Genomic DNA, 23,684 nt, shown 5'->3' with positions numbered 1-23,684 from the left:
CATTCGGCCCGATTATGCCTGTTCATCGAACTCATAGCTGGGATCATCGTGAACCGGCGGTTCCCCGCCGGCAGCCCCGCCACCGTCCTGCCGCTTGGGCATGAACGTGACGCTTTGCGCCACCACCTCATGCTTGCTGCGCTTTTGGCCGTCTTCTGTTTCCCAACGGCGCTGCTGTAAGCGGCCTTCGATGATCGCCCCATTACCCTTGCTTAAATATTGCCCGCAGTGCTCGGCTTGCTTGCCAAACACCACAATATCGACAAAACACACTTCCTCTTTGAGTTCCTCACCCTGCTTGAACCGGCGGCTCATCGCCAAGCCAAAGCTCGCCACCGGCGTCCCGTTCGGCGTATACCGCAACTCGGGATTCCTGGTGAGGTTTCCCATGAGAATGACTTTATTAAATCCGGCCACCGTCAGACTCCTGAGCCGTCGGCTCCAACGGACGTCTCTCCACCAATTCTTTTTCGTGATGGATCGTCAGGAACTTGATGATGTTGTCTTCCAACCGATAGGCCCGTTCCAACTCGCTCACCGTATTGTTCGGCGCTTTGAAGTAGAAATAGGCATAGGTGCCCTTCCGCTCATGCCGGACTTCGTAGGCAAGTTTTTTCTTGCCCCAGTTTTCGAACTTGATGAATTCCGCGCCGGTCTTATCCGCCACGCCCTTCATCTTTTCGATAAGCGACTTGGTTTCCTCGTCGGTAATAGACGGACGAATGATAAACAGAGACTCGTAGAGCTCCATGCAGCGATCCTCCTGGACAAAGGCCCCCGAACCGGTCGGGAGCAAGGTGTAGGGCGCCTATATGGCGCAGAGAAAAAAGGACGGTACCATAGCGCCAAAGAACCTGTCAATTGAATGGTTACTGGGCCTCATTGACCTATTGCGCAGGCCAACTCAATTGGGGGCGCTCGCGCAATCTATGGCTCATCGGCTCGTGCCGGCTTCTCCCGCACATTGAACTGGTTCATGGCAACGGCCGTCCCTCGATGGGCCAGACATTCCAGCGCATCGACGGCACGATCGAGACAGGGCGCCAAAATCTCACGCTCCTCTTTCGAGAAGGCCTCCAGCACATAGTCCGCCGCATCCTGCCTGGGTGCTGGACGGCCGATTCCAATCTTGACCCTGACAAACTCAGACGTCCCCAGAGCTTCGATGACCGATTTTATTCCGTTATGGCCGCCGGGGCCGCCGCCCTGCTTAATCCGCAGGCGCCCCAGCTCCAAATCAAGATCGTCGTGAACAAGGATGAGGTCTTCCGGGGTGAGCTTGAACTCGCGCAGCAGACCCTTCAGCGGTGGGCCAGTGAGGTTCATCCAATCAAGGGTGCCAGCCAGCTCCAGTTGAATGGAACCAAGCCGTCCAGACCCGCGAATGGCGATGCCGCGAACGCTGAGTGGAATCCTCCACCGCGCCGCGGCACGCGCAATCACGTCTATCCCAACATTGTGGCGTGTCCCGGCATAGGCAGCGCCAGGATTGCCCAGCCCAACAATGAGCCGCACTGCGACTACTTCTTCGCGTCCTTCTTTTCAGCCTTCGGAGCTTCCTTGCCGGCGTCCTTTTTATCACCGGCTTTGGCTTCTCCCGCAGGCGCCGCAGCGCCGGCTTTCCCAGCTTCCGCGCCTTCACCAGCCTCTTTCCCCTTGGCTGCAACTTCCGTTTCGGCTGGTCCGCCCGCGCCGGCCGTCAAGAGCGCTTCCAGCTTGGCATCGGAAATCGGCGCCGCCACGCTCACAATCATCTGGTCGGCATCGTCCAAGAATCGAACCCCTTCGACCTTGGCGAGGTCTTTCAGGTGAAGCCCTTGGCTAATCCCCAAAGAAGACGCATCGACTTCAATCTGATCCGGCAAGACTGCCGGCAAACATTCGATGTGCAGGTCACGTACATGGTGATGCAACACGCCGCCTTCCTTCACCCCGGCAGGCACCGCGCCAACCACATGCACCGGCACCTTCACGCGAATCGGCTTGTCCATCGATATCTCAAATAAGTCTGCGTGCAATAGGCTGCCCGTAATGGGATCGACCTGGTAATCGCGGATCAAGGCGTTGCGGTTCGGCTTGGTCTTGGCCCCGTTCACCGTCAAGGCAAGCAAGGCGGAACTGCCGGCATGGGACTTGAGAATTTTGACCAATTCGTCTGGATTGACGGTCAATAACACACACTCCCCTTGGCCATAAAGCACTGCGGGCACTTGACCGCTCCGCCGCAATTGGCGCGCGGCACCCTTCCCGGCTTGTTCGCGAACGGTGACTGCTAATTCAAATTTCATGATGCTCCTCCGTCTCCCCTACGGTCGATCAGGCCCCCCCTCCAGGGAAAGCCTAGGCAAATAATGAGCTGACTGATTCGTCTTCGTGAATGCGCCGGATGGCCTCGCCCAAAAGCGGCGCCACCGATAGCTGGTGTAACTTTGGACAGGCCTGTTCTTTCCCGCGCAGCGGAATCGTATTGGTCACCACCACTTGGGAAATGCACGACTTCTGAAGGCGCTCAAGCGCCGGGCCTGACAAGACAGCATGCGTGCAGGCGGTCCATACTTCTCGCGCGCCCTTATCGGCGCAGGCCTGAGCGCCCTGCACAATGGTGCCTGCCGTATCGATCATGTCGTCCAACAGCAGCACGCTCTTTCCCTGCACATCACCGATGATGTTCATAATCTGTGTTTGATTCGGACCTTCACGCCGCTTGTCGATGATCGCCAAATTGGCCTGAAGACGCTTGGCGAAGGCCCTCGCCCGCTCGACACCCCCGGCGTCCGGCGAGACCACGACAAGATCGCTGAGCTTTTTCTTCGTTATATAGTCCAGCAACACCGGCAAGGCATACAAGTGATCCACCGGCACATTGAAAAACCCTTGAATCTGACCGGCATGGAGATCCATGGTCAGCACCCGATCGGTCCCGGCCGTGCTGATCAAATCAGCAATCAGCTTGGCCGAAATCGGCACCCGGGGCTGATCTTTGCGATCTTGCCGCGCATAGCCGAAATACGGAAGCACCGCCGTAATTCGATTGGCCGACGACCGCTTCAACGCATCGATGATGATCAGCAATTCCAGCAACGAATCGTTGACCGGCTGACAGGTTGACTGCACAACAAATACGTCCGCGCCCCGGACGTTCTCATCGATCCTAACCCGAATTTCCCCGTCGCTAAACGAAGAAACCGTCGCGGCCCCTAATTTTTGCCCAAGATATTGGCAAATCTCATTGGCAAGCGCAGGATTAGCGTTGCCAGAGAATATTTTCAGTTCTCTGTTCATCCACCGGCTCTCAACGCACTCAGGTTTTCATGCAAGACACTGATAATGTGAACGAATCGTCTTACGGCGGGCGTCGGCTGGGCAACTGTAGCCCCGCCACCTCTTCGCTGTTTGCTGCGGAGGAAGCCAACCAAGAGAGGGAATTTATCGGAAAGCCATGCTGCTTGTCAACCGAACCCAAGAGAAAGCCCCTGCACCCCTCAGCGCGCGCCTAAGGGCCCAGAGCAGGCAGGCACAGCGAACACCTTCAGCTCTCGGCGAGGTTGAAAGCAAGCAACCGCTTGCTGCGCTCCCGCTTCATCGCGAAACACCCCAAACACCGTCGCCCCACTGCCGGACAACAAAGCAATCTCGGCGCCGGCGGCCAACAATTCTTCTTTAATCTCCCGCAGCACAGGATGCGCCGAAAACACAGGAAGTTCGAAATCATTACCTGCCAGGTCCAGTACGTCATTCCATGAAAGTGGCGCGTGTGATTCCAGCCGCCTAAGTCCTTCCGACAGCGGCTCAAGGCCTTTTCTGGTAGCCGATAGCTGTTGATAGGCCCACTTCGTCTCAACCGGAAACCCTGGATTGACCAGTACTATCCATCGGCCGCCGGCAAGCTGAATAGGCCTCACATCCTCGCCTCGTCCTGCGACGATCGCCGCAGGCGCATAGAGGAAAAACGGCACGTCACTTCCCAGCGTTTGCCCCACTTCAGCCATCTGGGCAGGCAACCACTCTAAATGAAGAATACGATTCAGACCAATGATGGTCGCGGCTGCATCACTGCTTCCCCCGCCAAGCCCGGCCCCCATCGGAATACGTTTGGTCAAGTAGATATCGAGGCCGACGGATTTTCCCGACCGCTCCAGCACCGCTGCCGCCGCACGATAAACCAGGTTGGATTGATCCGTGCGGAGTGACGCATCATCACAGCCGAGCCGAATATCCGAACGATGAGGAGCGACACGGATCGAGACTTCATCTTCCAGCCCCACCGTCTGCATAATGGACCAAAGATTGTGATATCCGTCCGGACGGCGGTCGAGAACACGAAGAATGAGATTGACTTTGGCAGGGGCAACGATGGTGATCACGGGCAAATCTATGGCTGCTGATTCGGAGAACGCTTAGTCACGACCTCCTTTTATAGCATACTTCTCAAGCCGGTAGCGGAACGACCGCGTATTGAGCTTGAGCAACCGGGCGGCTTTTTTCTTGACCCACTTCGAGCGCTCTAGGGCTTTGAGCAGCAACTCTTTTTCAATCCCGCTGATCATTCCCTCCAGATCCAGCCCATCTTCAGGCAGTTCTGCGGGCACCCCTTGCGACTGCGGGGACACGGACCGGTGGAGCCACCCACGGACATCCTGCTCCGTCACTGGCACTCCCGTGGAAAACGCCACCACCCGCTCGATCAGGTTTTCCAGCTCACGAACATTCCCCCGCCATTCGTGGCCAAGAAGCACGTGCATCGCCTCTGCCGTAAGAGTCGGCGCCGGTTTGCCGCTCTCCTTTGAAAAACGTTCGAGGAAATGAGTAACCAATAAGGGGATGTCACCGGCCCGAAGCCGGAGCGGTGGAAGCCGGATCGGGATGACATCCAGTCGATAATAGAGATCTTCCCGGAACGACCCGTCAGCCACGGCTTTCTCAAGATCCTTGTTCGTGGCGGCCACGATCCGCACATCCACCTTCACATCCTGACTTCCACCAACACGGCGAAATTCCCGCTCCTGAATCACCCGCAACAGCTTCACCTGGATCGTCGGAGTCGTATCCCCGATCTCATCGAGAAAAATTGTCCCGCCATCGGCGACTTCAAACAACCCGGCCTTATTGGAAATGGCGCCCGTAAACGACCCCTTCATATGGCCGAAGAGCTCACTCTCCAACAAGGTCTCCGGCACGGCGCTGCAATTGACCGCGACGAAAGGCCTGACACTGCGCACGCTATTGTAGTGAATGGCCCGCGCGACCAACTCTTTCCCCGTTCCGCTTTCCCCGCAAATCAGGACATTGCTTTTGGAGTCGGCCACCTTTCTCACAATATCAAACACTTTCTGCATGGCATCGCTTTGGCCGACCAGTTGGGCAAACGACGATTGGCTCGCCATCTCCCGTTTCAGCAGAATGTTTTCAGCCGTCAGCCGGCGCTTTTCGAGCGCGTTGCGGATGATCATCTGCACTTCATCGACCTGAAACGGCTTCGTCAAATAATCGTAGGCACCCTGCTTCATCGCCTCAACGGCGGAATCGGCCGTCGCAAAGGCGGTGATGATCAAGACCACCGTTTCCGGCGAAGCCGACTTGACCGCCCTGAGCACCTCCATCCCATCGACCTTGGGCATGCGCAGATCGGTAATGACGAGGTCGAATATTTCCTTCTGGAGCTGCTCGATTGCCTCTTCGCCGTCGGCTACACTCGTGACCGCATACCCCGCCCGTTTGAGCATGATGCTCAAGACCTCTCGCAGGCTCTGTTCGTCGTCGACGACTAAGATCTTTTCCACGGTTCCCTGCCTTCGTGCCGAAGCCGCACACCAACTTCCGCCGAATGCGGCAAACACACGACGAATCGAGAGCCTTCACGCTCCCGGCTTTCCACCTTAATCCATCCTCCATGCAAGTCCACGATCCGATGAACTGCCGCCAGTCCCAATCCGGACCCTTGCTTCTTGGTCGTAAAAAACGGGAGGAAAATCTTGTCGAGATTGGCCTTGGGGATTCCTTCCCCTGTATCCTGAAACGAGATTTCGACGACATCCCCCTTCCGTCCGCCAACATCGATCACCCGGCATCCGGTCGCGATCGTCAGCTGACCGCCCTTGGGCATGGCATCAAACGCATTCGTCGCCAAGTTCCAGAACACCTGTTTCATCTGATCCTGATCCACCTGCCTGCCGAGGGACTCCGCCGCAAGCGCCGTTACGATCGTGATGTTTTTTCTGGCCCGCGCTTCATGTTGTACCAGATCCAATGTCTCAGCAAGGACTTTGTTCAAATCGTGCTCGGCCAAATTCAGGGCCGGCGGGCGCGCATATTGGAGAAATTCGGTAATAATCGTGTCCAGCCTGGTGGCCTCACGGACCGCAATATCCATCAGCCGCTGGCTCGTGTCATCGCCCTGGAGATCTTTGCGCAACATCTGCATCGCCCCGGCCAGCGCCCCCAGCGGATTACGAATTTCGTGCGCCATCCCGGCAGACATCTCTCCCAGGCTGGCCAGCCATTCTTTTCGCTGCATTTCCTCTTCGAGATCTCGAATTTGCGTCAGGTCCTTGAAGACACCGACCAACCCTGTCGCACGCCCCTGTTCATGGAGCGGCGAGAGCGTCATCCCGAGGATCAGGCGATTGCCGTCGGCCCGCTTGCTTTCGACTTCGAACCGCCGATGCGAATCCTCCTCACCCAACTCATCCGCCGGCCGATCGGGATGCCAATTGAAGACTTCCTCCCAGCGACGTCCCCGCACCTGGTCAAGCGAATACCCAGTCGCTTCCTGTGCCGCGGGATTGAATGACGTAATTCGCCCGCCCTCGTCCGTGGTGAACACCCCGCTGCTGATGCTGTAGACGATATTCTCATGAAACGCCTGCAGGCGATTCAGCCCCTGTTCCTTTTCCCGCAATGAATGATCGGCCTGTTGGAGTTGATCCACCAACGCACCGCTGAGCAAACCCACCACCAGAAAGGCAAGCCCATACACACCGAAGGTCTGGAGCGATTCCGGAGCGCTCAGCCGCGTCCTTGGCAGCCACCCCCAGACTTCGACGAGCCCATAGAGCTGAACATTGACCAGCACTCCAAAAAGAATGATACAGAGGCTCGCCGCTAAGAGCCCAACGCGACGGCGAGGCACCAGACTCGCCAACGTGATGGAGATGACATAGAGCACGGCAAACGGGCTCTCGACTCCTCCCGTCCTCGCAATGAGAACGGTTTCAAGCAAGGCATCGATTCCAATTTGAATCCAGGCAAACAGGACCAACGCTTCCGCCCCCGTGAGCGTCCGAAGCAGAACCGCATAGGGAATCGTGATGGCGTAGGTGAGGATGATGAGCGCGTAAAATGTTTCTACCCGCTCGCCGTTCGTGACTTGGAAAGTGAGAGACAAGCCCAGCAGCAGAGTAACCACAAGGACCCGCAGCCCAATCAGCCACTGGATCCTCGCTCTAAGATCGCCCATTGGTGCTCCGGTTTCAGCGCAAACCATCGCTCATTCGGTTGAGGCACTGGCCACAAGTCCGTGGGAATCGCCTCTCGGAATTGAGTCCGCACTGCGTAGACTCAGCAGGAGCAAGACACACTCACGCCCCAACAAGCCTCACTCACCCGCATCAGAACACTTCCAAAGCACGGGCTGCAAACCACCACACACTATCCGATGGCCGAAGCCATTGAGAAAATAGGCAGGTACATGGCAATTACGATAAATCCCACCGTCACACCGAGAAACACCATCATCATCGGCTCCAACAAGGCCGTGAGGTTCGTCACCGCTTGATCGACTTCATCTTCATAAAAGTCGGCGATCTTGCCAAGCATGTTGTCAAGCGCGCCCGTCGATTCGCCGACTGAAATCATATGCGTCACCATCTTAGGAAACACCTCGCTCTTGGCCAGGGGCTCCGCGATCGTTTTCCCTCCGCTGATGCTAACCCTCGCTTCCATGAGCGTGCCCTCGATAACCTTATTCCCAGACGTCTTTGCACAGATCGACAAGGCCTCCAAGAGCGGCACGCCGCTGGTCAGCAAGGTCCCCAATGTGCGTGTGAACTTTGCGACGGAGGCTTTTCTAATCAAGTCCCCAAACACCGGCAGCTTCAAAACAAACTTGTCAACGGTATAGCGGCCCTGGGTGGTCGAATAGTATTTCTTGAACATCACTACGGCGGCAATGATCGACCCTAAAATGATGTACCAATAGGCCTGGGCGAAATTGCTCATATCAATGACCAGCTGTGTCGGACCCGGCAACGCCATCTTGCCGCCCGACATTTCCTTGAACATCTTTTCGAATACCGGAATCACCCAGATCATTAACACCGTAATAACGATGGTCGCGATGCCGACAATCGCAGCGGGATAGACCATCGCACTCTTGATTTGTCCCTTCAGCTTCATGGCCTTTTCAATGTGCTTCGACAATCGCGCCAAAATGGTATCAAGCAAGCCGCCCACCTCACCGGCATGCACCATGTTAATGTATAAATCGTCAAACACTTTCGGATGCTTGCGAAGCGCATCGGAGAACGTCGAGCCGCCCTCGACTTGCACCTTGATCTCTCCGACAGCCTTTCGGAGCGCCGCATTCTCTGACTGGGTGGAGAGGATTTCGAGGCACTGAATCAGCGGGAGTCCTGCGTTGATCATTGTTCCGAATTGACGCGTGAAAATCACCAGATCCTTGTCCGTCATTCCGGACCCGAAACTCAAACTAAACCCGTCCTTCCCGGATTTTTCCTCCAGGCTAGTCACCACCACACTTTGCTTCCGCAATTGATCCACGGCCTCATCGCGAGTCTTGGCGACGAGTTCGCCCTTCTTCACTGACCCAGACTTGGTTCGTCCAACATACGCAAAAGTGGCCATGGGCGTGTCATCCTGTTATGGCTCGGTGAGCCGGTTGGGAAATAGATGGCGCGACTATGGAGTGAGTCTACGGGGGGGGCAAAAACCTGTCAAAATAAATGCGCTTTCCGTACGAAGCAGGCGCACGGAGCATGCCAGCAAAACCATCCCGGATTTTTATTCAGCCGTGCCCACAGCCTGAGTATGGCGATACCCTCGGTAGAGGTAATGGAATCCTGAGGCCAGCGTGAATGCCACCATCAGGAGAAGGAGGGGAAACAGGGACTTCTGATGGGAGCCATGCCAGGCGGTGAAGACCACGAACCCGACATAACCCAATTGAAATAACGTGGTGCCTTTCCCGAGCCAAGTCGGCGTGATATCAACGGGCGAATTCGTCACATGTGCCACCGCCGTGCCAAGCAGCAGCATGACATCCCGGCTGACCACGATAATCACCACCCAGGAAGGCACGAGATGCAGCACCGCAAGTGTCAGAAACGACGAGGTCAGGAGCAGCTTGTCGGCAAGGGGGTCGAGAATTTCACCAAGTTTCGTTCGCTGGTTCGTCCTGCGCGCAATCAGCCCGTCCAACACGTCTGTAACCCCGGCACACAGCAGCGTGACCAGCGCTGCACCGTACCGCCCATAGGTCATGAACCCCATATAGACAGGGATCAAAAAGATCCGCAAAATCGTTAAGCTGTTGGGTATATTCATGAGACCGCGATTGAGTCTCTGCCATTACCGGGCAGAACGGCATCTTAGTGAGGGTATTTCCAGCTTGTCAACGCGGTTGCAGTCGAGCGCCAGGCCGCCTATAATTCGACCTCCCTGTCATGCTTGAACCCTGTGGAGGACCCGATGAGCGCGCTGCCCTTAATCTTGAAGAAAGAAGGCTTGGTCGAAAAGCATCAACTGGAAGGCGTCGATCCCAGCGATCGCTATTTCAGCCGGGCGGTGCTGGTCAGTCGCACAGGCTCGGGCTATACCGCCAAGGTCATGTATGAAGCCTTGACCGTTCAGGGCGAATCCCATCAAACCATTGGCGCAGCGGTGCGCACCCTCGTCGAGAAACTGCAGGGGCTCGGATTCGTACGGATCCGCACCAGAGCCAATTTCAAAGGGACCCGCTATCTCGCCGAGAAGGAAACGTGGGTCGATTACCCCGATCCGGCCTAACGAGTTCCGGCATATTCCCGCCACACAACATCATGAATCGTCGGGCGAAACGCCCGGATAAGATCGTTTTTTCTTGTCGGATGCACCCGGTTCGAGAGCAACACCACCTCTAATTCCTTATCCGGATCGATCCAGAGGGACGTGCCGGTATATCCGAGATGGCCGAACGAGCTCGCAGAGAAATACTGTCCGGATGAGGAGGGAGACGAGGGGGTATCCCATCCCAAGGCCCAACTCGATCCTGGAATTCGCTGTTGCCGGGCGGTAAACGCACGAACTATTGCGGAGTCAAGCCACGATGGCTGCCCACTGTACGCTCGAAGCCACCCCCCCGTGACGGCTAACACCGATTCCGCTGTCCCAAAGAGGCCCGCATGACCTGCAACGCCACCTAAGGCCGCCGCATTTTCATCGTGCACTTCTCCGCACAGCAGCCGGCCCCGCCAGGAATCCACTTCTGTCGGCGCGATGCCTCCGTGCGCAACCCCACCGCCTTGTCGGACTGCCGCCAAATCCTCCACAGGAATAAATCGCAATACGCCGGCACCCGCGAGCCGAGCGATACGAACATCGAAAAACCGATCTAAGTGCATCCCGCTGCATCGTTCGACGATGAGACCCAACAAGATAAACCCGATATCGCTATAGAGGCTTCGCGCCCCGCGCTCATAGATCAGCGCTTCACCACACACAAGCGGCAATACGGCTTGTCGGGCCTTCCCCCTGGCCTCTTCTGTCGCAGGAATAGTTGCGGCAGGACTGAGCCGCTCATAATACCCTCGCCACCCAGGCAAGCCGGAGCTGTGTGTCAGCAAATGCCGCACCGTGGCACCCCCGATTGGAACACCGGCGCATTCAGGAAGAAGCGCTTCGACAGAATCCTCAAGATGACAGCGCCCCTCCTGAACCAAGAGCGCGATGGCCGTCACCGTCGCCAGCGGCTTCGTCAGGGACGCGAGATCGTAGATGGCCGACGCCGTAACCGCCTCGCCCGGCGGATGTGTGGAGAGGTGGCCTGCGCAGGCCACCTGAATCGGAGAGCCGCCTTTGCGCACGGCAAGCACAGCGCCAGGGAAAACCCCGTCTCGCACGGCTGCATCAAGAGCCGCTTGGATAGCTGGAGAAACGGGCATGATGAGCAGATCACTCACTCGAACGAGAGACTGGGCATGGTACGGACCGGCTGGAACCGGCGAACAACACCGGAACATCTGGAATCACACGGCACCCCACGCCCGACATACCTACCGGGCGGGGCTCGACTCGCCTTCCATTTTCTCTTCCGGCACGCCGGCATGATCCTGATAGGCTTCAGCCGCCTCGACATCAAGCATGCGCTCAAAGGTATGCAGCGTCGCGCGCATCCGCTCCAGCATCAAGAACCGCTGTTTCTGTAACTGCGAGAGGTCCCGTTGGGTATCGGCCAGGTCTACGCGGGCTTGGCGAATGACCTCCCCGGCTTTGAACTCCGCCTCTTTGATCACCAGCTCAGCCTCGCGCTGCGCGCTGCGTTTCACATCTTCAGCCAGGGATTGCGCCGCCACCAGCGTATTCGACAAGGTAGTTTCCGTCCGCTTCAACTCCGACACCTGCTGCTCCGCGGCCGCAATCCGCTCCCGCAGTTGCGCGTTGTCCCGATTGAGCGCCTCGACGGTCTGCGCGATCTCCTCCAGAAACCGGCTCACTTCCTCACGATCGTAGCCGCGAAGCTTTGTCTGAAATACCATCTGTTGAATGTCGAGCGGTGTTAAATGCATGGCAGCCCCCCATTCGTTGAATCAATTCATCCACAACGCGAGATCTTTCAGCGACTGCACGACCGCAAACTGAAGGAACGTCAGGATCAGAATCGCAATAATCGGCGACAAGTCGATCCCCATCCGCCAGCCGATCCATCGGCGAATCGGCGTGAGGACCGGCTCCGTGGCCCGATCGAGAAACTGGACGATCGGGTTCCAGGGATCGGGGTTGACCCAGGAAATCAACGCCCGCGCAATAATAATCCACATATACAGCCAGAGAATATAGTCGAGCACCGTGGCCGTACCGAGCAAGACATTGCGAAGTACAAACATCAGCGTCCTAACTCCTGCGACCGCTTCGTCGCTGTTTCGACCGCATCGATTAGCGTTGCGCGCAACCCCCCCGCCTCCAACCGATGCAATCCGGCAATCGTCGTGCCTCCCGGTGACGCCACGCGATCTTTCAATCGCGCCGGATGCTCACCGGTTTCCAGCACCATCTTGGCGGCACCCAGCACCGTCTGCCCTGCCAGCAGTTCCGCCGTCGCGCGGGGAAGCCCCACTTTCACCCCCCCGTCAGCCAGCGCCTCAATGGCGAGAAACACATAGGCCGGTCCGCTCCCGCTCAACCCGGTCACCGCATCCATCAACCGCTCTTCAACGGCAATCACCTTGCCAACCGACTCAAAGATCGTCCGTGCTGCGGCCACCTCGGCATCCGACACCCCTGCGCCGATGGCGATAGCGGTCATCCCCTCACGAACCATGGCCGGGGTGTTCGGCATGGCGCGGATAATCCTGCTTCCAGCCCCGCATCGCTCCGCAATGCTGCGAATGGGAATCCCGGCCGCGACAGACAGCACGAGCGCCTTCTTGACCTCCTCCCCAATCTCACGCAACACCGCGTCAAGCAGCTGGGGCTTCACCGCCAGCACCACAATATCGGCCCACAGGACGGCCTCCCGGTTCGATTGCCCGACCCGAATCCCATACTGGCGCTTGAGCGTATCCAGCCGCTCCGCAACCGGATCCGTCGCCCAGATCTGTTCCGGGGCACACAGGTTCGCGGCGGTCAACCCGCCAATCAACGCTTCGGCCATCTGACCGCCGCCGACAAACGCCAGCTTCTGTGTGAGCATACGATTAGACATGCCGCGCTCCAAAAATCGCCGTCCCAACACGAACAAGCGTCGCTCCCTCTTCAATGGCGACCTCGTAATCATGCGACATCCCCATCGAGAGTTCCTGCATCGTCACTGACGGCACCCCTTGATCGGCAATCCGGCCCGCTAGTTCACGCAACCCACGAAAATACGAACGGGCCTGCTCGGGCTCGGGGGTCAGAGGAGGAATCGTCATCAGCCCTTGTATCCGCACATGCGGCAACGCACCCAACACCGGGATCTGCCGCTCAATTTCATTCGGCTGAAACCCCGCCTTGGTCGATTCGCCCCCCATGTTCACTTCCAAGAGAATCGGTTGCGCCATCCCTGCCTCGCCCGCACGCCGGTCGATTTCCTGCGCCAGCTCCACCGAATCCACGGAATGAATCATATCAAAAAGACCGATGATTGACCGCACTTTGCGGCGCTGCAGTTGACCGATAAAATGCCACCGGACCGGAGCGTCTGCAAGACAGGCCATCTTGGCAAGCGCCTCCTGCATCCGATTCTCACCCAGGAGTGTGAGCCCCGCTGCGATCCCCTCCTGAATCCGCTCCGCCGAAACCGTCTTGGTCGCAGCCACCAGCCGGATCCCGTCAGGATTCCGCCCCACTCGCTCCGCCGCGCGGCGGATGTTCCCCAACACCAGCCGCACACGCTGGGCAATGGAATCCCCTGCTCCCGACTCCATGATCTCTGTCACCGCCTGGTTCCATCTTTCGCGGCAGCCGTATGAGCGCCAGTTGATATTCTAACGGAAGCCTCAAGGAATTGGCAGGGGATTCGCCCTGCTAGCGCAGGGGATCCAAGCCAATGGCACTCACCATCGTTCCCAAGACCTTCCCCTCCCGGCGATAGGAAAAGAACAAGTCCTCGTGGCAGATCGTGCACACATTGACACTGGTCACCCGTTCACCGGCGATCCCATAGTCCCGCACCTGCCGTCTGATCAGCGCCTTCAAGTCGAGGCGAGCCCTCCCCTCACGATGGTCCCGCAGCACCGCTTCCCACCAGGGGAATCGCTCCCGCACCTGATCGAGCACCGGCTCATCCACTTCATAGCAGCAGACTCCGGCCGAGGGGCCGATACTGACGTGCAGCGTGTCGAGATCCGCGTTGAATCGCGCCTGCATCAGCGCCAGCGTTTTGGGCACGATCCCGGCGACGGCGCCGCGCCAGCCGGCATGAATCGCCGCCACCACCCGGCGCCGGGCGTCATGGACCAACACCGGCACACAATCCGCCGTTCGCACCGCCACCATCGTCCCGGGCTGATCCGTCACCAGCGCGTCCCAGCCGCCGTCAAAGCGATCCGCTTCGGCCAGCGGGCGGTCCACCACGAGCGCGTCGGTCCCATGCACTTGCTTGACAGACAGCAGCCATGGCGCGCGCGCAGAGCTTCCCGCCGCACGCACGGGCGTTCCCGTCCCCAGGCGCAACGCCGAGGCATGCCGCCGCGTGCCGAAGAAATGCCGGACACCGCTGCGCGCCGGCGCAAACGCAGGCACCGTGATGACAGGCGCATTCACCATACGAGACTCCCTCACTCTCCAACCGTTGCAACGATTCCGCTAGTCCGCTTGCTTCCGGAGAAATGTCGGCACATCCCATTCATCTTCCGCGACCAGCGCCCGATCGATGGCTTCGCGGGATTCGGCCATCCGGCGAAGGAAGGTCGGACGATCGAGATCTTTCATCGGACGCTCAGTTGCCGCCGCAGCTCCGACACCCACCCCGGTCAATACCGGTTGAACGGGCTTGGAAGTCCGCACCGCCGCTCGCTCCGGAGCCGCCGTCATCGCCGCCACGTCCTCCTCCGTCTCAAAACCCGTGGCAATCACCGTCACCACCAAATCGTCGCCCATATCGTGATTGATCACCTGGCCCACAATGATGTTCGCCTCGGGATCGGCCGTCTGCTGAATAATCGAGGCCGCCTCTTCGATTTCATGCAGCGACATATTCGGGCCGCCCGTGATGTTCAACAGCACGCCGCGCGCGCCCTGCACGCTTCCTTCTTCGAGCAAGGGGCTGCAGATCGCCTTTTGCGCCGCTTCGATCGCGCGATTCGTGCCGCGCGCAATCCCCATCCCCATCACCGCGCGCCCCGTGTGCGACATGATCGTGCGCACATCGGCAAAGTCCACATTGACATGGCCGGTCGTCGTAATCACATCGGCGATCCCCTGGATCGCCTGCCGCAACACATCGTCGGCCACCTTGAACGCTTCGAGCAACGGCGTGGACTTGTCGACGATGCCGAGCAGCCGCTGATTTGGAATCACCAACAGGGTATCCACATGACGCCGGAGATCGCGGATGCCTTCCTCCGCATGCTTGTGGCGCCGCTGGCCTTCGTACTGAAACGGCTTTGTGACCACCCCGACCGTCAGGATGCCCTGCTCCCGCGCAATGCTCGCCACGATCGGAGCGGCGCCGGTCCCGGTTCCCCCGCCCATGCCGGCCGTGACGAACACCATATCCGCCCCTTCCAGACACTCGCGGATATGATCCTTGCTTTCGAGCGCCGCATCCTTGCCGATTTCCGGTTTGGCGCCGGCGCCCAGTCCGCGCGTCCGCTCCGGCCCCAACTGAATCTTATAGGGTGCCATCGACCGGTCCAGCGCCTGCAAATCCGTATTGGCCGCGATAAAGTCCACCCGGGCGAGCCCCGAATGGATCATCGTGTTGACCGCGTTGCACCCGCCTCCACCAACCCCGATCACTTTGATCCGGACCGGCAGCAGCACATCTTCCTGGAATGAGAACATGCGGCACCTCCTCACCTCTGATCGCTGAGCGGCCCCATGCCGCGCGCGAAACCTAGAACACTTCAAACACCCGTTTGGTCCAGCCCACCATCTTGGTCCAGGGACCGCCGTTGCGCAGCCCGGCCGTTTCCAATTCTTCCGCATGCCGGCGGGCGTGCAGCAGCAGGCCCACCCCGGTGGCATGACTGGGATGCGTCACAATATCCCGCAGGCCGCCCACGCCGGAGGGAGCCCCGCGCCGCGCCGGCAGATTCAACACCTTTTCCGCCGCGTCCGGCATGCCTTCGAGCAACGACGTGCCGCCCGTGATCACGACGCCCGCGCCCAGCATCCCTTCGTACCCGGCGCGCGCGATCTCCCGCCGCACCAAATCAAACATCTCCTCCACACGCGGCTCCAGAATCTCCGCAATGTCCCGGCGGGAAAAACTCCGCGCCGGACGATCGCCCACCGACGGTACCTCGACCATGTCATTCCCGGCAATCAACTCGGTCCTGGCGATGCCATAGTGCATTTTGATTTTTTCGGCTTCGGTCTGCGAGGTCAGCAGCCCGATCGCCAGGTCTTTCGTGAGATTCTGCCCGCCGATCGGCAACACCGCCGAGTGCCGGATGCTCCCGTCGAGGAAAATGGCCAGATCGGTGGTCCCTCCGCCAAGATCCACCATCGCCACCCCGAGATCGCGCTCTTCCTGGCTCAAGACCGCTTCGCTGGACGCCAGCGGCTGCAGAATGATATCCACCACGTCGAGACCGGCGCGGTTGACACTCTTGATGATGTTCTGCGCGGAGGTCACGGCGCCGGTAATCACATGTACGTTGACTTCGAGCCGGTTCCCGGACAGCCCCAGCGGCTCGCGTACGCCCTCCTGCCCGTCCACCATGAATTCGCGTGGCAACACATGCAGGATGCGCCGCTCGTGCGGAATCACCGCAAGCGTCCGCGCGCTCTCGATCGCCCGATGAATATCTTCGCGCGTGACTTCGGCCTTTTTCAGCGCCACCACCCCTTTGCAATTCTCCGCGGAGATGTGGCTGCCAGCGATCCCCGTATAGACGGAGTTGATCTGCACCGCCGCCATGAGCTCGGCCTCCTCCACCGCCTTCTTGATCGACTCCACCGTACTCTCGATATCGACGACCACCCCTTTGCGCAACCCGCGTGATGGACTCGATCCGACCCCGATGATGTTCAAGGCGCCGTCGTCCGTCACTTCGGACACGATGGCGCAAATCTTGGTGGTCCCAATATCCAACCCAACAAGGATTTGATCTCGTTTCGACACCGCGATCACCCCCTTTCTCGCACGATCACTCGATTGTCATAGCGCAGATCCACTTCGCTGGCGCCACGATTCTGGCCATCGAACGTCAACGTCTTCAGCGAGGGCTTGACACGCTGAAACCGCTCCCACTGATCGCTCAGCCGGTCCTGGCCGAATTGAAATTGCACGCCCAGCACAGAGGCCACCAGATTCGCCGGATTGGCGGCATTCACTTGCAGCCGCCCGTCGAACGAATGGCCGACCAATCTGGCCAGCTCGACCCCGGACTTCACCGCATGCCGCACGGCGGCATCGCCCTGCGCCAGCCCCTTCGGATCGATGCCGATCACCATCGGCAGCGCGCTCTCATCCTCTTGCCCCAACTTGGCCAGCACATGGCCCTCCTCATCGCTCAGAAAGTTCTCAGACCCGGAACGGATCACCGCCGCCGGTGCCCGCTCGACAATGGAGATGCGCACCTCATGGAACGGCACCCGCGTCACCACCGCTTCCTTGACCCAGGGGTGCGACTCCACCCGCTCCTTAATCGTTTCCGTGACGACATGGTACAGCGGCGTGCCGGGCTGCAGATCCACCTGCTCCAAGACTTGCTGCCGGGGAATGCGGTGCAGGCCCTCCACCGTCACGGTTTTCACTTCCAGCCACCGCTGTACCATCGGGCCCGCCGCGTTCAGACCGGCCACGATCGCCCATCCGGCCATCACCACACCCGCCACGATGGCGCCACGTCGAAACACGGCCCGGACGTTCGCCCACCGCTGCGCACGACGCGCCATGCGCTCCTGCTTCGCCGCGGATTCCGCACGGGAGCCTTTCCACTGATTCTTCCGCAATCCCGCCGGCCGTGGCGTCTCCTGTCGTCTCACTGCCCATCGCTTCATGGTCATACCCCTCGTATCTCACGAGTCATCCGCGCCGCACGGTCGAGCGCCGACTGCAGAATGCATTCGACCAGGGCGTCATAGGTGAGCCCCGCCTGCCCGGCCGCCATCGGCAAGAGACTCGTTTCCGTCATACCCGGCACCGTGTTGATTTCGAGCATATACGGCTTGCCGCGAGGCGTAATGCGGAAATCCACCCGTGCCGCCCCCTCGCACCCCAACGCTTCATACGTCCTCCGGCCGAGCTCAGCCACCTGCTTGGCAAGCTTGGCTGAAAGCGGAGCCGGACAGAGATACTGCGTCTTCCCTTTTTGATACTTCGCCGTAAAGTCGTAAAACCCGTCCGGCGCCACGATTTCCACGGCCGGCAAGACCGCGATCCGCCCCTCCGATCCCCCTAGAATCGACACCGTGATTTCATGGCCAGGGATATAGGCTTCCACCATCGCATCGGGATCGTAGCGATGCGCGAGCGCCAGCGCCGGTTTCCAGTGCGCCGGCTTGCGCACGATCGTCACACCGATCGTGGATCCCTGCGACGCCGGCTTGACGACCACCGGCAATTTCAGCTTCGCCGCTTTCAGAACCATCGCGAGCGAGGGCTGTTCACCCCGCCGCACCACCGTGCCGCCCGGCACAGGCACCCCCTGCGACGCCGCCAGGGTTTTCGTCGTCACTTTGTGCATGCCCACCGCGCTGGCCTGCACGCCGGATCCCGTATAGGGAATCCCCAGCGTGTCCAGAAATCCCTGAATCGTCCCGTCCTCCCCGCCCGGGCCGTGCAACGCCAGGAAGGCGATCTCGATCTTGTGCTCCATGAGATCCCGATAGAGGGTCGGACCGACATCGATGGCCACCGCGTCATAGCTCCGGCGCAACAGCGATTGCTGGACCGCCTGTCCGGTGCGCAACGAGACCTCGCGCTCGGACGATTGTCCGCCCATGAGGACGCCGATCCGTTTCTGTGTTAACCGATCAGTCTGTGCCATACGTTATTCCTCGCGATCGGTGATCCGTGACAAGTGATGAGTCGAACGTCGATCCATCCCGGCAGCTCGTTCATCACGCATCACACGCCACATCCCGTTAGGCCTGTCCGACGACCTTCAGTTCCAGTTCCAGCTTCACGCCGGTCTTCCGCGTCACCGCCGCACGCACCTTGCGGATCAAGGCCAGCACATCCTTCGCGCTAGCCTGTCCCTGGTTCACGATAAAGTTCGCGTGCTTCTCCGACACCTGCGCATCGCCGACCTGCGCGCCCTTGAGCCCGGCCGCGTCGATGACGCGTCCCGCCGAATCCTTGGGGGGATTCTTGAACACACAGCCGGCGCTCGGCAGCGTCAGTGGCTGCGTGTCGCGGCGATAGTGCAGATAGTCTTTCACCACTTTTTCGATGTCCGCTCGCACACCCGCCTTCAGCTGCAGCCACACGCCCACGACGATCCCCGGTGGAAGCGTCGCCCGCCGATAGGCAAAAGGGATCTCGGAGGCGGGAATATCGACAATCGCTCCCTGCCCATTCACCAGCCGCACGGCCTTCACACAGTCTTTCATTTCGCCCAGCCTGGTGCCCGCATTCATGACCACGCACCCCGCAACCGTTCCCGGAATCCCGGCCGCCCATTCCAATCCCGCCAGCGAATGGCGGATGGCATAGCCGATCAGCGTCGGCATCCCCACGCCCCCCTCGGCGTACAACACCGCCTCCGGTTCTTCTTTAATCGCACGCAGCTTTCCAAGGCTGACCACCACGCCCCGGATGCCCTTGTCCCGGATGAGCAAGTTCGTCCCCCCCACCACGAAGAGCGGAAGCTTCTGCGCACGGACTTGCCGGACGAGACGGGCCACATCCTCGACATCCGCCGGCTCCACAAGCGCATCGGCCGGCCCCCCGATGCGGAACGAGGTGTAGTCTTTGAGTGGCGCATCAAACTGCACCGTCCCTTTAAGACCGGCGACCGCCGCGGCCAACCGCCGCCCACTGCTGGTCTGCCGAGTCTGTGCCTGCGTCCGCCCCTGCCGCGCCATCGTGTTACGAACCGGGGGCTAACCGGGCCAACAAGCCCGTCCCGGCCTTCCAGATATCACCCGCCCCCAATGTCACCACCAGATCACCGGGCTTCAGATGAGGCAAAACCTGATCCGGCAACGATTCTTTCTTTTCGATGAAGGTCACGCCCTGATGGCCGGCTTGCTTCACGGCTTCGGCCAGCTGCGCGCCGGACACGCCGGGAATCGGCTGCTCGCCGGCCGCATAAATCTCCGTCATAAACACGAGGTCGGCGTGATCGAATGCGTGGGCGAACTCGTTGACCAGATCGCGCGTCCGGCTATACCGATGCGGCTGGAAGAGCACCACCAAGCGGCGATCCCATCCCTGTTTGGCCGCCGCCAGCGTGGCTTTGACTTCGGTGGGATGATGCCCATAGTCGTCCACCACCATGATGCCGTTGGCTTCTCCACGCAGGTGAAACCGCCGTTCCACCCCGGTAAACGCCGCCAAGCCCTTGCGGATCAAATCGACCGGCACCTCCAGCTCAATCCCGATCGCAATGGCCACCAGCGCATTGGAGACATTGTGAATGCCGGGGACGGCCAGCCGGAAGGGCCCGAGATTTTTCCCCCGGAAGTGCGCGCGGAATTCCGCCCCCCATTGCTTGAGGCTGATATCCGTCGCCTTGAAGTCCGGCACCACCCCGTCCCGCTCCTGCAGCCCGTAGGTGTAATACCGTTTCACAATGCGCGGGAACAGCGCCTGCAGCCGTTCGTCATCGGAACATAAGACCGCGACTCCATAGAAAGGGATCTTGTTGATGAACTCCAGAAAGCTGTCGTAAATCTTTTCCATCGACCCATAGTGGTCAAGATGTTCGCGATCAAGATTCGTCACCGCTACAATCGTCGGCGAGAGCCGGAGGAACGACCCGTCGCTTTCATCCGCTTCAGCTACCAGCAACTCTCCCCGGCCCAGCCGCGCATGGCTGCCGAGCGCGTTGACCTTGCCGCCGATCACCATCGTGGGATCCAATCCGCCCGACGCCAGCACGTTCGCCACCATCGACGTGGTAGTCGTCTTCCCATGGGCACCCGCAATCGCCACGCCGAATTTTAAGCGCATCAGCTCGGCCAGCATTTCCGCCCGTGGAATCACCGGCACCTGCTTGGCCTTCGCGGCGAGCACCTCGGGATTGGTCGCCGCTACGGCGGAGGAAATGACGACCACCTGGGCCTCCCCGACATTCGCTTCATGATGGCCGATAAAGATCTTGCCGCCGAGCTCTTCCAGACGCCGGGTGGTTTCAGAGGCTTGCAGATCGGACCCGGTCACCTTGTATCCCAAGGTGAGCAGCACCTCCGCGATCCCGCTCATCCCCGATCCGCCGATCCCGACCAGATGAATCTGTTGTGTTTTTCGAAACATGACGGTTCGCCTCAATCCTGTTGCGCCCGGTGATGGCCGAGGTTTCTGTTCGCGCGTGCTGCTTGCATTAGACTCCTGCCGCTCCAACAGTCCGGTTGATGTCATGGTTCACCCCCATGAGTGCGTAGCATTCACGGACAATGGTCTCCGCCGCCTCGATCCGCCGCATCCCCCAACTCTTCTCCTGCATCGCGCGCAGCCGCACCGGCTGCCGCAGAATGTCGGCAATGGCGCCGGCCAGCGTCGCCCCGGTCAGCTCCGGCTGCGGAAGGACCATCGCCCCGCCCGCCGCCTCCATCGCGCGCGCGTTCATCATTTGATGGTTGTAGATCGCCGTCGGCAGCGGAATGAGGATCGCCGGCTTTCCACAGGCCGTCAGCTCCGCGATCGTCATGGCCCCTGAACGCGCCACCACGAGATCGGCCGCCCGTAAGACGGCCGGCATGTCGTACAAAAACGGGACGACGTCTGCCGATACGCCGGCCTGCCGATAGGCCTCGACGACCCGCGCATGATCGGCCTCACCGGTCTGGTGCGTGATGGACAGGCGAGGCACCTGTTGCGTCAGCGACGCCAATCCGTCGATGACGGCGCTATTGATCGCCTTCGCACCCTGGCTTCCGCCGAAAATCAACAACCGCTGCGGCGCGCCGGTTGCCGCCGCCGCAGGCCGAGCCGCGTCCCGGAGAAAGTCTTGGCGAATCGGCGTCCCCACCACACGCACTTTGCGCGCGGCAAACCTCTTCGCGGCCGACTCAAAGGCCAGAAAGACCCGCTGGGCGCAGGGCCCGACCGCAATATTCGCCATGCCGGGATAGGCGTTCGGCTCCAAGATCACCCGGGCGATGCCTCTGAGCGCCGCCGCCGCCAACATCGTGGGACTCGTGTATCCACCCACGCCGATCACGAGATCGGCCCGGTGCGCGCCGAGAATCTTCCACGACTGCCAAAGCCCGGCCGGAACCGACAACAATCCCCGTAGCGCGTCCGCGAAACCCTTGCCCATCACCGGTTTCGCCGTGATGAGTTCGAGCGGAAATCCTTCATGGGCCAGCACTTTGGACTCAATCCCTTTCGCCGTGCCGACGAAAACAATCTTCGCCGAGGCGTCGCGCCGCAGAAACTCTCGAGCCAAGGCGATCGCCGGATACAAGTGCCCTCCCGTGCCGCCTGCCGCAATCACGATCGTCATCGGCGATTGAACCTGCCCCGAGCGGCTCGTGATCCGCTCTCTTCCCGTCCGGCTTGGCGATCCCGTGAAATATTCAGCAGGATGCCCACCCCGATCAGACAGATGATCAAGGAAGATCCGCCGTAACTGACAAACGGGAGCGTCAACCCCTTGGTCGGCAGCAAACCCGTCACCACGGCCGCGTTCACCAACGCTTGCACGCCGATCAGCAACGTAATCCCCATGGCCAAATGCCGTCCGAAGGGCATCCGAGCCCGCGCCGCGATCTGAAATCCGCGCACCACGAACAGTACGAAGAGCAGGATGATCGTGACGGTCCCCACCAAGCCCAGCTCCTCTCCCACCAAGGCCAGCACGAAATCCGTGTGGGCTTCGGGCAGAAAGAACAGCTTCTGCTTCCCCTCGCCCAGCCCGACTCCGAACGGCCCGCCGCTGCCAAAGGCGAGAAACGACTGGGTGATCTGAAACCCCGCGTCCGACGCGTCCTTCCAGGGAGCCAGGAACGTCAGCATGCGCTGGCGCCGGTAGCTCGAGCCGAGGACGAGCGCCAAAACGACCGGCACGGCACACAAGCCCAGCCCCACCAGATGCTTCACTTGCGCCCCGCCGAGAAAGAGCAGGCCCACGGTCACCAGGCCGATCACCACGACCGTCCCCAGATCCGGCTCCAGCAGCACCAATCCGCTCAACACCCCGATGACCCCCAACACCGGCACCAGGCCAGAGGAGAAGGTTGTGATGAGATCTTCCTTCTTCGTCAGATAAGCCGCCACATAGATCACCGCGACCAGCTTGACCATCTCGGCCGGCTGGATGGAGATCGGCCCCAGACGCAACCAGCGCCTGGCGCCTTTTGCCGCCACGCCCAACGAGGGAATCAGCACCATCACCAGCAGCAGCAGCATGCAGCCCAGCATGGGAATCGACAGGCGCTTCCACCAGATATAATCGATGCGCGACGCGAGATGGAGCAGCAGAAATCCGAACGTCAGCCAGGCCAGCTGCCGCTTGAGGAAGTACCCGGAGTCGTGGAAGCGGTTGCCCGCCACCACGGCGCTCGCGCTGAACACCATCACCAGGCCGACCAAGGCCAGGACGATCGTCACGATCAACAGCGTATGGTCCATCGGCACCCGCTTTTTCGCGGTGCGAGGACTCGTGGTGGGCCACGGTAATGCCAGCGTCCCTGCGGCTCTCTGTGACATC

At 60.1% G+C, this 23,684-nt stretch carries 25 protein-coding genes; 1 reads left to right on the top strand and 24 read right to left on the bottom strand.

Annotation, left to right across the window (positions count from 1 at the left end; translation table 11 throughout):
- Nucleotides 1-12: 12 nt before the first annotated feature.
- The 10 genes from RI101_14995 to RI101_14950 form a co-directional block, all read right to left on the bottom strand.
- A complete protein-coding gene (locus tag RI101_14995) occupies nt 13-417 on the bottom strand; it encodes a single-stranded DNA-binding protein (GenBank protein ID MEC4891357.1) in 405 nt (134 codons plus the stop codon).
- Nucleotides 404-751, bottom strand: coding sequence for a 30S ribosomal protein S6 (gene rpsF, locus RI101_14990; GenBank protein ID MEC4891356.1), 348 nt, complete (start codon nt 749-751; stop codon nt 404-406). The genes RI101_14995 and rpsF overlap by 14 nt, the downstream gene beginning before the upstream one ends.
- Nucleotides 752-927: 176 nt before the next feature.
- Nucleotides 928-1,515, bottom strand: coding sequence for an aminoacyl-tRNA hydrolase (gene pth, locus RI101_14985; protein MEC4891355.1), 588 nt, complete (start codon nt 1,513-1,515; stop codon nt 928-930).
- Between the two features lie 5 nt (nt 1,516-1,520).
- Complete coding sequence (locus tag RI101_14980) at nt 1,521-2,288, bottom strand: 50S ribosomal protein L25 (GenBank protein MEC4891354.1); 768 nt, start codon at nt 2,286-2,288, stop codon at nt 1,521-1,523.
- 52 nt (nt 2,289-2,340) lie between these two features.
- Complete coding sequence (locus RI101_14975; protein ID MEC4891353.1) at nt 2,341-3,282, bottom strand: ribose-phosphate pyrophosphokinase; 942 nt, start codon at nt 3,280-3,282, stop codon at nt 2,341-2,343.
- 200 nt (nt 3,283-3,482) lie between these two features.
- The gene (gene ispE / locus RI101_14970) at nt 3,483-4,364 is read right to left on the bottom strand and encodes a 4-(cytidine 5'-diphospho)-2-C-methyl-D-erythritol kinase (GenBank protein MEC4891352.1); all 882 of its coding nucleotides are present in this window, start codon (nt 4,362-4,364) and stop codon (nt 3,483-3,485) included.
- Nucleotides 4,365-4,397: 33 nt separating this feature from the next.
- Entirely contained in the window at nt 4,398-5,780 is a 1,383-nt protein-coding gene (locus RI101_14965; GenBank protein ID MEC4891351.1) for a sigma-54 dependent transcriptional regulator, read from the bottom strand.
- Entirely contained in the window at nt 5,765-7,456 is a 1,692-nt protein-coding gene (locus tag RI101_14960; protein MEC4891350.1) for an ATP-binding protein, read from the bottom strand. Before RI101_14960 ends, RI101_14965 begins: the two co-directional genes overlap by 16 nt.
- Before the next feature lie 191 nt (nt 7,457-7,647).
- Complete coding sequence (locus RI101_14955) at nt 7,648-8,862, bottom strand: type II secretion system F family protein (GenBank protein MEC4891349.1); 1,215 nt, start codon at nt 8,860-8,862, stop codon at nt 7,648-7,650.
- 156 nt (nt 8,863-9,018) lie between these two features.
- The gene (locus RI101_14950; GenBank protein MEC4891348.1) at nt 9,019-9,561 is read right to left on the bottom strand and encodes a CDP-alcohol phosphatidyltransferase family protein; all 543 of its coding nucleotides are present in this window, start codon (nt 9,559-9,561) and stop codon (nt 9,019-9,021) included.
- 144 nt (nt 9,562-9,705) lie between these two features.
- On the opposite strand from RI101_14950, the gene RI101_14945 reads away from it, so the two are divergent.
- Nucleotides 9,706-10,023 (top strand): hypothetical protein, encoded by a 318-nt coding sequence (locus tag RI101_14945; protein MEC4891347.1) that lies wholly within the window; start codon nt 9,706-9,708, stop codon nt 10,021-10,023.
- On the opposite strand, the gene RI101_14940 is transcribed toward RI101_14945, so the two are convergent.
- From RI101_14940 to ftsW, 14 genes are all read right to left on the bottom strand, one after another.
- Entirely contained in the window at nt 10,020-11,156 is a 1,137-nt protein-coding gene (locus RI101_14940; protein MEC4891346.1) for a serine hydrolase, read from the bottom strand. The two genes, RI101_14945 and RI101_14940, sit on opposite strands and share 4 nt — an antisense overlap.
- A 111-nt stretch (nt 11,157-11,267) precedes the next feature.
- Nucleotides 11,268-11,780 carry a DivIVA domain-containing protein gene (locus RI101_14935; protein MEC4891345.1) on the bottom strand — a complete coding sequence of 171 codons (513 nt, stop codon included), beginning with the start codon at nt 11,778-11,780 and terminating at the stop codon, nt 11,268-11,270.
- Nucleotides 11,781-11,801: 21 nt separating this feature from the next.
- Nucleotides 11,802-12,098, bottom strand: coding sequence for a YggT family protein (locus RI101_14930; GenBank protein MEC4891344.1), 297 nt, complete (start codon nt 12,096-12,098; stop codon nt 11,802-11,804).
- A complete protein-coding gene (gene proC / locus RI101_14925) occupies nt 12,098-12,916 on the bottom strand; it encodes a pyrroline-5-carboxylate reductase (GenBank protein ID MEC4891343.1) in 819 nt (272 codons plus the stop codon). The genes RI101_14930 and proC overlap by 1 nt, the downstream gene beginning before the upstream one ends.
- Nucleotides 12,909-13,631: a YggS family pyridoxal phosphate-dependent enzyme gene (locus RI101_14920; protein ID MEC4891342.1), complete on the bottom strand. Its 723-nt coding sequence runs from the start codon at nt 13,629-13,631 to the stop codon at nt 12,909-12,911. Before RI101_14920 ends, proC begins: the two co-directional genes overlap by 8 nt.
- A gap of 88 nt (nt 13,632-13,719) precedes the next feature.
- A complete protein-coding gene (pgeF, locus tag RI101_14915) occupies nt 13,720-14,460 on the bottom strand; it encodes a peptidoglycan editing factor PgeF (GenBank protein MEC4891341.1) in 741 nt (246 codons plus the stop codon).
- A 39-nt stretch (nt 14,461-14,499) separates the two neighbouring features.
- A complete protein-coding gene (gene ftsZ / locus RI101_14910; GenBank protein MEC4891340.1) occupies nt 14,500-15,699 on the bottom strand; it encodes a cell division protein FtsZ in 1,200 nt (399 codons plus the stop codon).
- 52 nt (nt 15,700-15,751) lie between these two features.
- Nucleotides 15,752-16,984: a cell division protein FtsA gene (ftsA, locus tag RI101_14905; GenBank protein MEC4891339.1), complete on the bottom strand. Its 1,233-nt coding sequence runs from the start codon at nt 16,982-16,984 to the stop codon at nt 15,752-15,754.
- 5 nt (nt 16,985-16,989) lie between these two features.
- Nucleotides 16,990-17,865: an FtsQ-type POTRA domain-containing protein gene (locus RI101_14900; protein ID MEC4891338.1), complete on the bottom strand. Its 876-nt coding sequence runs from the start codon at nt 17,863-17,865 to the stop codon at nt 16,990-16,992.
- Between the two features lie 2 nt (nt 17,866-17,867).
- Complete coding sequence (locus tag RI101_14895) at nt 17,868-18,854, bottom strand: D-alanine--D-alanine ligase (GenBank protein ID MEC4891337.1); 987 nt, start codon at nt 18,852-18,854, stop codon at nt 17,868-17,870.
- A gap of 97 nt (nt 18,855-18,951) precedes the next feature.
- Nucleotides 18,952-19,893 carry a UDP-N-acetylmuramate dehydrogenase gene (gene murB / locus RI101_14890; protein ID MEC4891336.1) on the bottom strand — a complete coding sequence of 314 codons (942 nt, stop codon included), beginning with the start codon at nt 19,891-19,893 and terminating at the stop codon, nt 18,952-18,954.
- A gap of 4 nt (nt 19,894-19,897) precedes the next feature.
- Nucleotides 19,898-21,286 (bottom strand): UDP-N-acetylmuramate--L-alanine ligase, encoded by a 1,389-nt coding sequence (murC, locus tag RI101_14885; protein ID MEC4891335.1) that lies wholly within the window; start codon nt 21,284-21,286, stop codon nt 19,898-19,900.
- A 67-nt stretch (nt 21,287-21,353) separates the two neighbouring features.
- Entirely contained in the window at nt 21,354-22,478 is a 1,125-nt protein-coding gene (murG, locus tag RI101_14880; protein ID MEC4891334.1) for an undecaprenyldiphospho-muramoylpentapeptide beta-N-acetylglucosaminyltransferase, read from the bottom strand.
- Nucleotides 22,475-23,683, bottom strand: a complete 1,209-nt coding sequence (ftsW, locus tag RI101_14875) for a putative lipid II flippase FtsW (protein MEC4891333.1) — start codon at nt 23,681-23,683, stop codon at nt 22,475-22,477. Before ftsW ends, murG begins: the two co-directional genes overlap by 4 nt.
- Nucleotide 23,684: the final 1 nt, after the last annotated feature.

This window comes from Nitrospira sp. (genome assembly GCA_035968315.1).
Classification (GTDB): Bacteria; Nitrospirota; Nitrospiria; order Nitrospirales; family Nitrospiraceae; genus Nitrospira_D.
This window is presented reverse-complemented; position numbering and strand designations above follow the sequence as displayed.